This window comes from Pseudobdellovibrio sp. HCB154, assembly GCF_046267985.1.
Taxonomy (GTDB): Bacteria; Bdellovibrionota; Bdellovibrionia; order Bdellovibrionales; family Bdellovibrionaceae; genus Pseudobdellovibrio.
Genome location: NZ_CP176530.1, coordinates 2,865,008 through 2,882,070 on the forward strand (window position 1 = coordinate 2,865,008; position 17,063 = coordinate 2,882,070).

The 17,063-nt window shown below is 42.4% G+C and carries 8 protein-coding genes; all 8 read right to left on the reverse strand.

Annotated features, from left to right (window positions below):
• Nucleotides 1–52 precede the first annotated feature (52 nt).
• A complete protein-coding gene (locus tag ACKWCF_RS13765) occupies nucleotides 53–5,158 on the reverse strand; it encodes a beta strand repeat-containing protein (protein WP_409478175.1) in 5,106 nt (1,701 codons plus the stop codon).
• A 128-nt stretch (nucleotides 5,159–5,286) separates the two neighbouring features.
• Nucleotides 5,287–10,101, reverse strand: coding sequence for a tail fiber domain-containing protein (locus ACKWCF_RS13770; RefSeq protein WP_409478176.1), 4,815 nt, complete (start codon nucleotides 10,099–10,101; stop codon nucleotides 5,287–5,289).
• Nucleotides 10,102–10,204: 103 nt separating this feature from the next.
• Nucleotides 10,205–10,648 carry a hypothetical protein gene (locus ACKWCF_RS13775; protein WP_409478177.1) on the reverse strand — a complete coding sequence of 148 codons (444 nt, stop codon included), beginning with the start codon at nucleotides 10,646–10,648 and terminating at the stop codon, nucleotides 10,205–10,207.
• A 75-nt stretch (nucleotides 10,649–10,723) separates the two neighbouring features.
• On the reverse strand, nucleotides 10,724–11,509 hold the full coding sequence (locus tag ACKWCF_RS13780) for a sigma-70 family RNA polymerase sigma factor (RefSeq protein ID WP_409478178.1): 786 nt from the start codon (nucleotides 11,507–11,509) through the stop codon (nucleotides 10,724–10,726).
• A gap of 82 nt (nucleotides 11,510–11,591) precedes the next feature.
• Nucleotides 11,592–12,416, reverse strand: a complete 825-nt coding sequence (locus ACKWCF_RS13785; RefSeq protein WP_409478179.1) for an AAA family ATPase — start codon at nucleotides 12,414–12,416, stop codon at nucleotides 11,592–11,594.
• On the reverse strand, nucleotides 12,413–13,789 hold the full coding sequence (flhF, locus tag ACKWCF_RS13790; protein ID WP_409478180.1) for a flagellar biosynthesis protein FlhF: 1,377 nt from the start codon (nucleotides 13,787–13,789) through the stop codon (nucleotides 12,413–12,415). The genes ACKWCF_RS13785 and flhF overlap by 4 nt, the downstream gene beginning before the upstream one ends.
• 17 nt (nucleotides 13,790–13,806) lie before the next feature.
• Nucleotides 13,807–15,897, reverse strand: coding sequence for a flagellar biosynthesis protein FlhA (gene flhA, locus ACKWCF_RS13795; protein WP_409478181.1), 2,091 nt, complete (start codon nucleotides 15,895–15,897; stop codon nucleotides 13,807–13,809).
• A 10-nt stretch (nucleotides 15,898–15,907) separates the two neighbouring features.
• Nucleotides 15,908–17,050, reverse strand: a complete 1,143-nt coding sequence (flhB, locus tag ACKWCF_RS13800) for a flagellar biosynthesis protein FlhB (protein WP_409478182.1) — start codon at nucleotides 17,048–17,050, stop codon at nucleotides 15,908–15,910.
• Nucleotides 17,051–17,063: the final 13 nt, after the last annotated feature.

The window sequence follows — 17,063 nt, forward strand, 5'->3', positions numbered from 1 at the left end:
TTTTGTAGACTTACCGCTTTAAAATGAAACATTAAGCCTATTTGGCTAGACATTAGTAGGCCACACCAGTTGCCGTGATATCCCAAAGCATATTGTCAGAATGAACTTGCGAGTTACATACGCCACGCGAGCTAATGTACAAGTCATAAGTTGTCGTCGATGCAATATCAACATATGCAGTCACTGTTGCTGTTTGAAAGTCGCCCGTTGCTACTGGCATCAATGTGTATTTCACAACTGAATCAGTTGCTTGCACGCGAACACCAAAATCCGCGCGACATGAAGCACCTGTAGTGATTCCCATTCCGGTGATTTGCCAACGTCCCGGTGGAAGAGTGATATAAACACCGGATGAAACTCTTTGTCCTGTTGTTGTTGAAGTGTTTCCGACAGAAGCCACCGTTCCGTGAATAATCGTTTGCTTCCATGAAGCATTGCCGCTGGCATCAGAAGCCAACACACGCGCTGCGGCCTGATTACCATCAACAATACGTGCTGTTCCGTTAACATGTAATGTAGCTGTAGGACTTACTGTGCCGATACCAACATATCCGTTGTCATCTAACAACATGGCTGTGCCATAACCACTTTTCCAAAAGTGAAATCCGCCGTTATTGATCATATTACGATTAGGGCCGTCTGCACCAATAACCCAATCCGTAGCACCACTATTAGTAAATGCCAGTTCTGCAGCTGTATTATTAGCGGTCGTTGTGATGCGCGCATAAGTTTGTGATGCAGAACTAACTTCTAAGAGTGATACAGGAGTTGTTGTACCAATACCTACAGCGCCACCCGAAGTAATTGTTAATTGACGAACTCCTGAACCAAAAGTTCCGGTGAAAATTGCGAAACTACCATCTAACTCATGAGTTAAGTGGTGATTCGTCGTTCCACCATTGTCACCAAGCATAATGGCGCCGTAACTTGCACCGCCACGCACATGAAGCGATGTCGCTGGAGCCGTCGTTCCGATACCGACATTACCACCCATAATAGCCATCGTGCTTGGCGTAGTTGCAGTGTATGACACTGAACTTGAAAGACCAAAACCTACTGAATAATCTCCATTCACAGTCATGTTTTGACCAAACACCGCACTGGCTCTTCCGCCCGCAGTCGTGTTATTTCCAGTCGCAAAAGCGTACCAATTAGTTGCGCGTGCATAACTACCGAAAGCAAAAGAAGTGATCGAACTTGCTTGCGCATTAAATCCCGCAGCGATCGAAGCCCATGATGAACCTGAGGCCGTAGACCCTGGGCCTGCGGTAATACCCGTACTGCCACCGACAGAACCTAAACGAATATTTCCTAAAGAATCAATCGTGATTCCTTCAGAACCACCTTGGCCGACGAGTTTGTAATTTCCTAAATTAATATTTTGTGTGGCCGTGTGATTTCCTAAGTTATCACCTGCGATGGTTTGCCAAGTCGCATTTCCCGAAGCATCTGAAGTTAAAACTTTTCCTGCTCCTGGCGAACCTCCAGAAATTTTTACCGTACCACTGACATCTAATGTCGCTGCCGGAGAATTTGTTCCGATCCCCACATTTGTTGCTGAAGCTAACGCCGTTGCCACAGTAGAAGATGTGACCGAACCTGTGCTTAATGATTGCCAAGCAGAACCATTACAGAGCTGTAGACTACCAGCATTGTATCTTAAAGTTCCTGCATAACTAACAGCGCAGTTTGTTTCCATACTGATACGAATACCACCTGAAACATCAAGCTTAGCGTAAGGCGTTGATGTGCCAATGCCCACTTCACCAGTTGATAAAATTCGTAAGCGTTCTACATTGGCTGCGGATAAAATTAAATTTTTGCTCGCTTGCAAGAATGTGTGCCCTGCAAGAGTACTCGATGCTGAAGATTGTCCCACCTGCACAACAGCGTTATCACCTAAATCATTTTCAACCAACAAGCCACCAACTGTCGCTGATGTCGTTGCTTTTAAGCGCATCCCGTAGGTCGATGACGTATCATGCGCAACATCTAAACGCACCATCGGTGAACTTGTGCCAACGCCGACATGACCATTAAAATAAATACTGCTTGCCGCAGTTCCGTTTCCAATTACGTAGGCCGTGCCAGCTGTCGCATTCAGCGCTTGCAATTGCGCAGATGGTGAAGCGATCGTGCTAAACCCTCCGCTACAAACTGAAATAATTTGTAACTTGAGCTGAGACGTATTGACGACTGAACCTTGTAATTCCCAGACCAATGATGTTCCTGGAGCTGTTGTACAACCCCCTTCATAACGAATACTGAATGAATTGGCATCACTAAAAAACCAAACTGAATTTGAACTGCGGTCGGCCGCATTGACTACGATTTTATTTAAAGCCGGATTCGTCGCAGACAAACCTGAATAAACTGTCGAAGGGCCGCCAAAAGTGACGTAAGAATTTGTACCCACATACATTGTTGTATAACTTGTTCCATTAAACGTGACCGCAAATGGTAAATTTAATGTGTAATAACCATCATCCACACTGCCCGTAGTTGGCGTAGAATTTTGTGCGCCTAACTGACCTAAGGGACTAAAATTAGAAATACTTAACGTAGTCATTGCGGTTCCGCTATTTGCAGCGGTTTCCCATTGAGTTGGTGTAATTGAATTGATCGCGCCTAAAAGTGCCGTCACAGAACTTGAAACTGAAGTAATACTACTATTTACCGTCGTAAATGAAGTTACAACTGAAGAAGAGAGAGAAGTGATTGACGAAGAAACACTTGCGCTATCAGCAGGTGTGTAACCCATGGCCGCAATCACTGCCGCAGAAGTTACCGATCCTGTGCTTAATGTCTGCCAAGTTGAGCCGTTACACATTTGCACATCGCCGGCGTTATATCTTAATGTTCCGGCATAATTAACCGCACAGGCAAATGACTCCATACCGATGCGAATACCACCTGACACATCCAGTTTAGCAAATGGTGTTGATGTGCCGATGCCCACTTCACCACTGGCTAAAATACGCAAACGCTCGTTGGTGGCCGCACGAAAAACTATATCTTTACTGCCAGACTGTAAAAGCATGTGCCCTGCAACCGGGCTTGAAGCGGCTGAGTTTCCCACCTGAATTAGAGCACTATCGCCCGTATCATTTTCTACTAATAAACCGCCGATCGTCGCTGGCGTGGTAGATTTTAATCTCATGCCGTAAGTTGATGATGTGTCATGAACTACGTCTAAACGTTTTGTCGGTGAACTCGTGCCGATACCTACATGGCCATTAAAATAAATAGTGTCTGAAGTTCCAGATGACACCAGTCCATAATTAATCAAGTACGCTGTACTTGCTACCGCCGCCAGTGACTGCAACTGCGTAGATGCATTCGCGACAGTGCTAAACCCGCCACCACAAACAGAAATAATTTGTAATTTGAGTTGGTTAACATTGGCATTTGAACCTTGTAACTCCCAAACTAATGATGTTGCAGGTGCTGTTGTACAGCCGCCTTCGTAACGAATACTAAATGAGTTAGCATCACTAAAAAACCAAACTGAATTCGAACTGCGATCAGCCGCATCGATCAAAATTTTATCTAGAGCTGGGCTTGCCGCTGACAAGCCCGCATAAAGTGTCGAAGGGCCATTAAACGTGACGTAAGAATTTGTACCGACATAAATTGTTGAATAACTGTTGCCATTAAAATTTACGGCAAACGGTAAATTAATAGCGTAATAACCATCATCAACACTACCTGAAGTTGGTACAGATGATTGAGTTCCTTGCTGACCGACAGGACTAAATCCAGTTCCCGTGATTGTTGTACCCGAAGTTGGTCCGGCAGCCACATTTGTCCATTGCGAAGACGTCATAGGAACCGTTGAAGCACTGGTAATACGCCCTTTACTGTCGACGGCAAATATAGGAACTAACGTTGATGAACCATATGTGTTGGCAGCAACGCCCGTGTTGGCCAAAGTTAATGCGCCTGTATCAGAGAGAGTAGCATCACCCGATAAAGCCACTGCAGAAGCTGTACTTGAAGCATTACCTACAAGAAATTGACCAGCACCTAATGAACTCATCGCCGTAAAGCTTGCCGCCAACGTTGTCACATTAACATTATCAGCTGGTGTATAACCGAGAGCTGTTATGACAGATGAGCTTGTCACCGCACCCGCTACACCAAGAGCCGCCCAAGTTGAACCGTTACAGAATTCTACGTTACCTGAGTCATATCTTAGGGTTCCCGCATAGCTAACGGCACAGGCTGCAGTTTCTGTACTAATTTTTATACCACCAGAAACTTCAAGTTTTGTTATTGGCGTAGAAGTGCCAATTCCAACATTACCGTTGTTGTAACTGATCGTTGTTCCTGAAGTCAGCCACTGTGAATTTGCAATAGCCGCAAAGGAAGCTGCCACTGAATTTTGTAAACTTGTCAGCGTGCTTGAAACTGAGTACACCGTTGAAGAAACACTCGCCACTGTTGATGAAACCGAATCCACCGTCGAAGTGACAGTCGTAATACTTGCGCCATCAGCAGGAGTATAACCTAGGGCAGAAATCACAGAACTTGAAGTAACACTTCCACCCGATCCACCCGCTGCAATACAAGAAAATCCTACACCGTTATAGCGAATGGCTTCACTCGCGCCACAAGTTGGAAGACTTGCTACTTGCACAAAATCAGTGATGTCTTTACCACTGAACTTTAACGAATCATTCGCATACATCGCATAAGGCACGGCATTGATTGTCATTGCTGGCAATGTTTGCCAACCGTTACCATCATTAAACTGCATCACAATTTTTCGTGTATCTGTTGCTAACGGAGAATACGTTGCAGGGCCACCAGCATCACAAGTTAAAGAAGCCGTCGTGTTACTAAATACTTGTTCAAAAGTACTTCCGCTCACAGGAAATGTACGCACTCCGCTTCCTAGAGAAAACGAAACTAAGCCTGCGCTAGCTCCCATATTCACACTAGAGAAAGTTTCGGAATATAAAATACAACTTCCTGCTGGATCTAAAATTGTAAATTTAAAATTAACGGTTGAAGATTCTAGTGGGTAACCATCGGGCTTGATGATTTTAGCTTGATACGTTGTGCGCGACGGACCTGCAAAAGCAGAAAGCGTGTTTAAAATCATAAACACGAAAATAAAAAGAGCAAAACAGTTCAGCGCACGTACCTTTTTCACTCTTAACTTGTCGGAATTTTTGACAATTTTATAAAGATTTAAGCTGTGTAATTATCAACAAATTCGTGGCGTGATAAACGACAATCCCCCGGTTTTTGGGGGCTAGTTGTCTTAAAGTGAGACAATTCTTACTGGCAAATCGCCGCTTGAGGATCTTTACCGCAGATATAGGCCTTTAGTGCCGCATTTTCGGCTTTTAGCTTTTCTACTTCGGACTTATCAGCTTTTGAATCAACCACAGATGCAATTTGTCGTTGCTGTTCGATTTGTTTTTGTTCAACACCGACTAAACGGCGGTAAATCTCTTTCACCGATTCAATTAATGGCGCCACTAGATTCTGATAGCCCACCGATAAAAATCCTTTTTCATCTTTTTTAATAATTTCTGGAAAAACTTTTTCAACCTCTTGGGCTATTAATCCAACTTGTCTTCCGGGAACTTTTTCGTCTTTCCAATAATAAGAAACGCCGTTTAAGCTTAAGATTTTATCTAAGCTAGATTGCAACGGTAGTATATCTTTTTTCAGTCTGATGTCAGATGACTGGGTCAGCGTACCGGCAATAACCATGTTGCCTGCATAATCGAAACTTAATTTTTGCGTACATGAACCCGAAGGGCAATGATACCATTGAGCTATTAAAGCACTGCTGTTTTCATGATGTAAACTAAACCCACGTTTTGTCGCACTGTTATTCGTAATATTAAATGCAGAATCATTGCGAGATAAAAGCTCAAGATAAGAATTTCCACTATCTTTGATATACCCTGTTCCCGCCACGTGTAAAGTAGCTAGAGGTGATGTTGTTCCGATTCCAACGCTGCCTAAACCATTGATGGCAAACTGCGAAGCGCTATTTTTTACCACATTGAAAAGTAAAGTGGTGGATGCGCCAAGCCCCGTGTTATCCTTCTGAACGAAATAAGCTCCGGTGTTTGTATAACCGGCATCATAGCCACCAATAAAGCCTGCGGTCGTATTACTCTCACCGTTAAAATTTCTTGAGACTTCAAACTTCGCTGTTGGAGCGGTCGTTCCGATACCGACATTACCATTAACATCAACACGCATTTTTTCACTGTTATAGTTTGTTATTTTTAAAATAGGAGAGCTTGTGACCGCAGCCGAATTAAATCTGGCATCAATCACAACAGCGGCGTCACTGGCGCTATCAAAAGCCGGTTCACCGATTAACATTAAACCGTAGCGGTTTCCACTTGTTAAAGCCTCACCTTTACCCCAAATGACCGGAACGTAAGAAGAGGCACCATTGGTCGCATCGCCAATAGCTATTCGTCCACTGGTCGTTGTTGAATCTTTCAAGCTTATACCATCTGTGCTGCTAGACATGGCGTTAACAACTTCCAGCTTAGCAGCCGGCGAGTTTGTTCCGATTCCCACGTTACCTGAACTTCCAGAAATAAATACTCTTGTCGTGTCGCTTGCAAACAAATGAAAATTATTTGAGTTTTTTGTACCTAAGAATAAATCAGCTTCGGCCGCAATGGTATTTCCATCGATGTTAATGGAAGTTCCAGAAGCTTCTTGCACCCGCAAGACAGCGCTGTTCAAATTCAACGAACCAACTGAACCCATCGTTGTCGACTCAAAAACATGAAACTTTGTCACTGGAGCAGTCGTCCCGACCCCAACATTACCGTTAGAATCCACGCGCATCTTTTCTGAACGAGTTCCATTATCACGTGTATAAAATAAAAGATTTCCTGATTCCGAGCCTGAAGTCACATTTGTCATCTGAGCAAATATGTTTGAACTATCAGATGCGTACCCGCCCGAATTTATGCCTTGAAAATAAATTCCACCTGTAAAATCACCATTACTTAATGATCCACCCGCACGAGAGTGTTTTAATTCGATATATGCACCTGAAGGACCATTGTAAGATTGTTCTAATTTAAAAGAATTACCACCAGCGCTATTCAATATATGTAAAGTTGCACTTGCGGTACTTGTTCCGATACCGACGTTACCGCCATTAGCATTAAGTAATAAACTTTTCACAGTTACGCCGTCTGTGGCTAACGCCGAAATATCACCAGAACTAGGACTTAATCGTAAAATCGTGTTTGAAGTATTTTGAGTTAGCTTCGCACTGTCACCAATCCATAACTGACGATTACCAGTTCTGTTGACTCCTAAAAGTAAAGCTAAACCTTCTGTATCAGTGTTTCCAGCTTGATAAAACTCCTGACCTGAAAGACGAATTTTTTCTATCGTTTGTGATGCCCCCGAAATATGTAAGAGAGCCCCTGGAGTGGTCGTGCCCACACCCATATGACCTAACGAATTCACAGCAACTCGAGTTACACCACTCACATTAAATCTTAATTCTGGCGAAGCACTGGTGCCTGAATAAATGCGAGCACGCTCAGTCATATCATTGTTATACCAGACCACATCACCCGGATCAGTAGGAGATCCTGATGTGGCTACAAATCGTAAATCAGCGGCATTTGCAATTGTTGTCGCATTCAATGTTGTCGCTCCAGAAACACCTAAGTCTCCGGCGGTGTTAATGTTACCCGCTACTCCGACGCCGCCTTTAACAACAAGTGCACCTGTTTGTGAATTGGTCGAAGCAGTCGTTGATGAAACAACAACTGATCCCACGGGCACCATCGTAATGTTTCCGGATGAATTAATCACCGAAGCATTATCGATTGACCCTGCTGAAGATCCTGTAGCAATTGCACGACGAGTGTTACTTCCATCTGTTAAATAAAAGTTTGCACCGTCATATTCCATCGTACCCGATTGCGGAGAAGTTAATAAAGTACCTGACGTCAGTTTAAAAGAGGCTTTGCTAGAAGTTCCCGCTGCTAAATGTAAACGGGCCGTCGGAGTTGTAGTTCCGATACCAATATCACCGGCTGAAGTAATGCGAACTCTTTCAGTGCCACTTGCAGAAAACGACAAGGTGCCCGCACTTGGATTGAACATTCCGGTATTTGTCGTAGTTCCAAAACTAAATGTCGGAGCCGTGGCGTTACCATAACCGTTTCCGGCCCGTACGGCATTCATATTATAAAATGTTGTAATGTTTGTTGTCGTATTAATATCAAGATATGGCGACATGGGACCACAAGTTGAGTCTTGGCATTTTCCAAAAGACAACGTACCGCTGTTCCATTGTAAGCGGCTAAGTGATGCTGCTCCACCGTCAAACACAATTTGTGAAGCACCCACCAGAACTGCAGAACTGGCTGTACCGGTGTAATTCATTGTACCACCACCGATACCAACGTTACCTGAATTATAGTAAATCGCGCTACCACTGGTTATCCATTGTGATGAAACAAGTGTAGCACTATTGGCAGGTGTATAACCAAGAGCTGTGGTCACGTCTGAATTTGTAAGTTGAGTTCCACTAGTCACGCGACCTTTGCTATCGACCATAACTTTTGTATATGTGCCTGCATCCACACCACTATTTGCTAACGTGATTGTATTTGAAGCTGCTGCGATTGTTGCATCTCCGGTAAAACTTGGAAGTCTGGCGATAGCTAATGTTCCTGTGGCACTGGCACTTCCTAAGTCCAAACTATTTGCTGTTGCAAATGTGCCCAACCCTAAATTTGTTCTTGCCGTTGCTATGTTTGTTAAATCAGAAAGGTTATTTGCTTTTTGCGCGTAAGTTCCACTGACTGCATTATCCGCCGGAACATAACCTAGCACCTGAGCGATGCTGGCAGCGCTCGAAGTAATTTTATTACTAAATGCCGTGTAGTCGGCGTTAGAAATTAATCCCGCCGTCACAGATCCTGTCGATGCTAATGGGATATTTAAAGTATGAATTGCGTTTGAAGTATTAAAATTCGGGGCAGTACCCGCCACGCCGATCGCGAATGACTGTGTTCCGCTTGTTGAACCGTTAAGTGATTGAAGACCAGCACCGCTAACACCAAATGCCGCCCATGTTGATCCGTTACAGTATTCTACGTTATTATTTATGTATCTTAATGTTCCTGCGTAATTAGCTGCACAGGCCGCATTTTCTGCACCAATACGAACACCGCCTGAAACATCAAATGCCGTGATTGGCGTTGTTGTACCTACGCCCACACGACCGCTGATAAAGCTAATCCCGCTAGCAACGCTGCTCCACTGTGAACTTGTAATCGCTGCAAAACTTGCGGCCACTGAATTTTGTAAACTAGTTACCGTGGCACTGACACTTGAAGCGTAATTTGAAACGCTGGCTACAGTTGCTGACACGGCAGAAATATCTGAGGTCACCGTGCTATAACTAGCTCCGGTTGCTGGCGTGTAACCTAAAGCTGAAATAACCGCTGATGAGGTCAGTGTTTGAGCCGTAGTAATACAAGAAAACATCGCGCCGTTATAATGAAGCGCTTCACTGGCAACACAGGTCGGAATAGAAGTGACATGAACAAAGTCTGCATCTGTCTTGCCATTTAACTTTAGCGCATCATTGGCATACATTGCATAAGGAACAGCATTAATACTCATCGCAGGTAAAGTCTGCCAACCGTTACCGTCATGAAATTGCATCACGATTTTTCTAATATCACTGCTTACCGGAGAATAACTTGGAGGACCGCCAGCATCACAAGATAAACTTGGTGTCACATTACTAAAAACATTTTCGAAAGTCGTTGCGCTTGCAGGATATGTTTTTACACCAGAACCCAGTGCAAAAGAAATTAAACCACCAGTTCCAGACATGTTCACGGCTGAATAAGTTTCAGAATATAAAATACAACTTCCTGCCGGATCTAAAATTGTAAACTTGAAATTGACACTTGCAGCCTCTAACGGATAACCGTCGGGCTTAACAATCTTGGCCTGATAAGTGGTGCGTGAAGGACCCGCAAAAACAGAAATCGCGTTTAAAATTGTAAACGCGAAAATAGAAACCAAAAAGTAGTTCAGATTTTTAGCCTGCGCACGTACCTTATTCACTCTTATCTTGTCGGAATTTTTGACATTTTTATGAAGATTCTAAAATGCCAAATTTTAAAATTTAATGTCACAAACTGCGACTTAAGCGATGATTTGTCTCAAATTAGAACATTAATAAAGTTCCGCTGACAGCTGTCGAATAAGCTTTAGTCCAGTCGACACGATCCCAATACTGCAAAGAACCATCTTCATTTTTATGGATGAAATAATTTTGCTCGCGTCCGTCTGGAAACAACGTAAAACTTTTCATTGTGTCTTCTGAAATTTCACCCATGACTTTATCGCCCGAATAAATTTTTCCGTCTTTAATCTGCAATGGCTTTTGCGGCTTATTCACAAAATTCATACCTGGACATTTAAAATACGAACGTGCCACTAAAAAAGTTTCTGGCGTGTGTTCAATATCAAGCTCCATCTGACAAAGCCCGTCTTGCACGACACCGTTAATGGCTAAAGGCCCTTGCCCGCGCCACTGCCCTGTCAGACCGTAAGCCCAAGTTGTTGAGGTGATAAAAGTAGCTACTAATGTGGCAGCGATAAACTTCATGCCCTGATTAGTAGCTGAGGATGGCAATTATGCCAAGAAGAAACTGATTAAATAGCCTGTTTGGCCGAAGGCCAACTAAATAGCTTCCAGCTCGCCAGCTTCGATGGAAGCCGCAAGTTTAGCACGTAAGCGCAATACCGCCTGTGCATGAAGCTGAGAAACGCGTGATTCAGTGACGCGTAATACTTGCCCGATCTCTTTTAAGTTAAGATCTTCGAAGTAGTATAAAGATAAAACTAAACGTTGGCGCTCTGGAAGATCTTCAATCGCTTTGGCGACAACATCTTTCACAACTTTAACGTTTAATTGGTTAAATGGATTAGCTGATTTAGCACCCTCTAATAAATTCACGATTGATTTTTTATCTGAATCGCTGAATGAAGGTTGATCATCGATTGAAAGTAAACTTACCGGACGAACTTGATTGATTAAATCATGGAACTCTTCGATCGGCATATTCAGACGAGCAGAAATTTCTTCGTCTGTTGGTGCACGGCCCAACTCTGATTCAAGAGTAGTGATCGTTCTGTCTAAAGCTTTTGATTTATCACGCACTGAACGTGGAATCCAATCTTGTGAACGTAATTCATCTAAGATCGCACCACGGATACGGAATTCAGCATAAGTTTTAAATTTGTTATCACGAGTCGGATCCCATTTATCAATAGCATCCATTAAACCAATTGCACCGGCAGAGATTAAATCATCAATGTCGATATTCGGAGGAAGCCGCACAGCGATCTTCTGCGCTACGAAGCGAATAAGTGGGGCATACTCTTTGATAAGCTCTTCTTTTTGCTCGCGCTTGATTTTTTTCGGCTCATCTTTAGCGTATTTTTTTAGTAAGCTGGCTTTAGACATTTAGTTTTTACCCCTCGTGCGTAACATATATAGTTTACCGAAAAATTTCTTATTTCCGATAGTCCAATAATTAAATTCTGGCTTAAGCATGACCTGTGGCTGGTTTGAAGATCGCTGCTAAACCACTGGTCTTTTGGCCTGTTCCCTCTGAGAATGAGTTATGAGCCCCACCCAGAGCGGATTCGGCAACAAGTTCGACAGCGATTTCTCTGAAAATTTGCGCTGCCGGAGAATTTGTTGTTTGTCTCATAATAGTACGCTGTTGTTGCTGTGCCTTCTGTAAATTCTCATCAAATGGCAAAGATCCCAGCAAGCTCAAACGCACAGACAGAAAGCGTTCTACCACTTCTGCAAACTTAATAAATAACTGTTCGCCGCGCATGCCTTTCATTTGATTGCACACCACTTTGAAATTTTGCAGTTTATATTTTTGATGTAAAACTTTAATCATTGCATAAGCATCAGCAAAGCTTGATGGATCTTGCGTAAGCACAATAATGCACTCATCAGCAACAGCGTTTAGATGTAAAACGTGCTCGTAAATTCCCGACGAAGTATCAATGATTGCGTAATCGTAAGAAAACTGCAGATCTTGCACTTGATTGATTAATTCACGTCTTTGAAACGCATTTAAGTGCGTAAGTTCAACTAACCCACTGCCACCGGCGATCAAATCAATATTTTTCATTAAGGGCGTGATACATTCTTTAATTGATTTACCTTGTAAAACATCACCTAAATGGTGCATTGGACGCACGCCAAAGTGAATATCGACATTGGCTAAACCTAAATCACCATCGATCATCAAAACTCTTTTGTTTTGTTCGGCGATCGCTAAGCCTATGTTGCAAGCTAGAGTTGTTTTTCCAACTCCGCCCTTGCCTGAACTGATTGCGATAATTCTCATAAGTTAATTCCTGATTCTGTTCTAGTGCCCGTGATATTTAAGATTAAATCTAAAACGCGCTCAGCAGTCGCACGCTCGAAATCTTCTGGAGTTCTAGAACCAATTCCGAAACCAAAAAGCGGAGCTCCCGTTTTTTGGACGAAGTTATAAATGTTTCCGTGCATTGAAGCTTCATCTAACGATGTGAACACCACATCACTTACATTTAAAGCTTGGTAACGTCTGTGCACTTCTAATAAATCTGCATCTTTAGACATCGCCGATAACACTAAATGCGTGCGCACTGACTCAGTCGTTGGAGGCATCATCTTTTTGATATAACGTAATTCATCTGCAGCTTTTAAATTTAAAGACGCGAAATCTACAAGCACGTGATCAACCTGGTTTAAGTAAGGAAGAATTTTAAACCAGTCAGCCTCTGAGCGAATCGCGATAAACGGTAAATTTAAAATCTGCGCAAAGATTTTCATTTGTTCATCAGCGCCAATTTTAATTGTATCTGTTGAAATTAAAGCTACGCGCTTTTTATGATTAAGAACTAAATCACTCGCATACTTAATCATTGTTGACGTTTTACCTGAGCCTGATGGGCCCATGAATAGGTGAAACTGCTCGAAGTTTTCTTGTGCTACAGGAACAGTTTTTAAAATAAAGCGCGCAATGTAAGCTTCAACAACAGCTTTATTGTTTTGCTTATCTGGAGTTAGTTGCGTTTGCGCTTGAGTTAAAATTTCAGCCGCTACTTCTGGCAATAACCCTTTACGCGTTAAAGCTGTATAGTGCGAGCTTAAATTATAATTCACACCGTGTTCAGCACCTGGATGTGCTTGTACGAAACCTTGAGGCATTTGTTTAAATTGGCCTAAAAGGTTTTTCAATTGATCAATCTCTGACTTTAACTGGTCTACTTCTAGGTTGTTGAAAGTAGCTTGAGCCTGCTGAGTCAGTTTAGGCGTTGGATTGTATTTGATTGAAGTTTCAACCGGCGCTGGCACTGTGTCTTCATTATCAATATCAGCGTAACGACGTTGAGTCATCGTGACCGGAATAACCGGTTTTTTACGCGTTTCTTCGGCTTGCATTAACTTCAATCTTGATTCGATTGATTTTTGCATAGTTTCTTTTTGTGTGCGTGCCGGAGCTTTAGAAAATTTTTCTTTTAAATGCTCTGGTAATTTTGATTCAACATATTTTTTATGTTGAAGTACATTTTCAGAATAAGCCGCTGTGATTTCGATAGATTTTTCACCACCTAAACCAAAACCTTTAGTGACTTCTTTAGCCGACAGGATAACAGCATCAGGCCCTAACTGAGTTTTTACTAACTCAAGAGCTTCTTTCATTGATCTGGCTTCAAATTTTTTGATCTGCATATTTTACCCTTTACCGTTTAAGAAGCTAAGCCTACTGACGCCACTGATTGCACTTGCGCTTCTGGAGCGACTTCGCTATGCGAAAGAACAATCAATTGCGGAATAAATCGTGATAACAATTTAAATAAATGACGACGAACCGTAGGGCTTGTTAATAAGATCGGCTGCCCTGCGATTTCTGGATGCGTTTCAATCTGCTGCGCGATATTTGAAATCATTTTCGACGCTGATTGAGGGTCCATCACTAACTGAACACCTTGTTCAGTTTGTAATAACGCATTTGAAACCAGTTCTTCTAATCTTGGATCTAATGTCATAACTGACATAGCACCATCATCAGAGATATATTTAGCCGTAATTGAACGGGCTAACTGTTTACGAACTGCTTCAGTTAATAAATCTAAATCTTTAGTGCGCGAAGCTTCGTCAGCTAATGTTTCAAAAATTGTGTATAAGTCACGAACAGAAACTTGTTCTTTAAGTAAGTTCTGCATAACTTTAACCACGCCACCCAATGATAAAGTTTCTGGAATAAGATCTTCCACCACTTTTGGATGTGTTTTCTTGAAATTATCAATAAGCGTTGAAGCCTCTTGGCGACCAAGTAATTCGTAAGCATGTGTACGAATCATTTCTGTTAAGTGAGTTGCAATCACCGTTGGAAGATCAACTACTGTGTAACCAGCCATTTCAGCTGACTCTTTATTATTTTGGCTAACCCATAAAGCATCTAATCCAAACGCAGGTTCTTTCGTTGGAATACCATCAACTCTAGCTGTTACGTTACCTGGATCCATCGCCATTAACATATCAGCCTTAAGAAGACCGCCGCCCACTTTATTACCTTTAATCATGAAACGGTATTCACCTGGAGCTAACGATAAATTATCGCGAATATGAATACTTGGAACTAAGATACCCATATCAAGAGCAAATTGTTTTCTGATTGAAGTAATACGCTCTAATAAATCGCCGGCTTTAGTTGAATCAACAACTTTGATTAAGCTGTAGCCCACTTCAAGCTCAAGCATATCCACCGGCTGAACTGAATCGATTGATTCTTTTTTGGGAGCTGACAATTCAAGATCGGCTTTTCTTCTCTCTTCTTGAACTTTTTCGTTTTTGTACTGAGATAAAATCCAAGCAAAACCAGCCAAGAATAAACCCATACCGATAAATGGTAATGTCGGAAGACCTGGAATAATCGCTAATGCACCAAACACACCGGCAGAAGCATAGATTGGTTTTGGATTTGTTAATAACTGACCCGTTACTTCAGTACCCATGTTTTCATCTGAGCCTGAACGAGTCACAATAATACCGGCAGCAGTTGAAATGATAAGAGCTGGGATTTGCGCAAGTAAACCATCACCGATTGTTAACATCGTGTAGTTTTTTGCTGCTGTAGAAATATCTAAGTTCTTTTGTAAAACACCAATTAATAAACCACCTACAACGTTAACCACTGTGATGATAATACCCGCGATAGCATCACCGCGTACGAACTTCGAGGCACCATCCATCGCTCCGTAGAAATCGGCTTCGCGCTCGATTTCTTTACGACGTCGTTTAGCTTCGACGTCATTGATTACACCTGCATTTAATTCAGCATCGATGGCCATTTGTTTACCTGGCATTGCATCTAATGTGAAACGTGCTGCAACCTCAGCTACGCGCCCAGAACCCTTTGTGATTACTACGAAGTTGATAACAACTAAGATTACGAAAACAACAAAACCGATCACATAACTGTCGCCAACGACGACAGAAGCAAAGGCATGGATAACAGCACCGGCGGCATTTTCGCCTTCATGACCGTTTGATAAAATTAAACGCGTTGTCGCTACGTTTAAAGCTAAGCGGAATAACGTCGTCATTAATAATAACGACGGAAAAGATGTAAAATCCAACGCCGAAGTTGTATAGATCGAAGTTAATAAAATTAAAACTGATATACCTAACGAAATTGTTAAACCGAAATCTAACATGATCGCCGGAAGTGGGATAATCATCACACCAAGAACGATTAAGATAGCAATCGCTACGAACAGATCTGTGTTCTTTGTGTACTTATCAAATTTTTTAACAAACTGAAATAATTCTTCCATCTGCTAATCCTTATAATCTTGGTCCGTTAGGGTTGCGGTTTTGGTTTGGCGGGCGTTGCGACGCCGACTGACCAGCACCCTGAGGTCTACGCGCTTTACGTTTACGTTTAAGTCTAAATACATAAGATAAAACTTCAGCAACCGCGACAAACAGTTCACGCGGAATCACTTGGCCCACTTTCATCGTTTTAAAAATCGTGCGGGCTAAAGGTTTATTTTCAATTACTGGAATATTATGCTGACGGGCTAACTCTTTAATTTTTTCAGCCATAAAGTCAGCGCCCTTACCGATTAATTGCGGCGCTGGTAATTTATCAGAGTATCTTAAAGCCACCGCAATGTGAGTCGGATTTGTGATGATCACATCGGCCTTAGGAATATTCTGCATCATTTTACGTTGTGAAACTTCACGCTGGATTTTACGGATACGAGCTTTAATCATCGGATCCCCCTCGTGAGATTTATGTTCTTCTTTGATTTCTTGCTTAGACATCATCATTTCTTTTTCAAGCTGCCAGCGTTGAAAGAAATAATCTGCGACCGCGATCACTAACATGAATACGCCAGTACCCATTAATAGTTTAAAGATCACGCGGCCTAAATAGGCAAATTGCTCTGGGATTGAATAGCTTGAAAGAACTGGAATCTGATGAATTTCAGATTTTAAAAGTAAATACATCGTCCACATTACGACGATCATTTTTAAAATTGATTTTACTAATTCGCCGATACCCTTCATTGAAAAGATACGGCCCATCGCAGACATTGGGTTTAAACGGCCTAAGTTGAAACTTAAAGCGTCTTCAACTTGCAAAATACCAGTTTGCATTAAGCTTGACGCCACACCGATCACTAAAGCACCAAACATAATCGGCGCCACTAAGATGGCAATTTTTTCGCTAGCAAACCATAATAGATCAGAGTATTCGCCAGCTTTAACAAACTTAAGCATTGATAAACCAAAACTGACGTTGAACACTTCAGCGATATTCGTGAAGAAAAAGCGAGACATAGCGTATAACAGACCCGCGGCCGCTAAAAAAATTAGCGCCGTGCCCAGTTCTCTGGTCATTGCCACTTGTCCACGCTTACGAAATTCCTGCCTGCGCGCTTCCGTGGCCTGTTCTGTTTTGTCGTCTTGCCCCTCAGCCAATTTAATTCCTTCC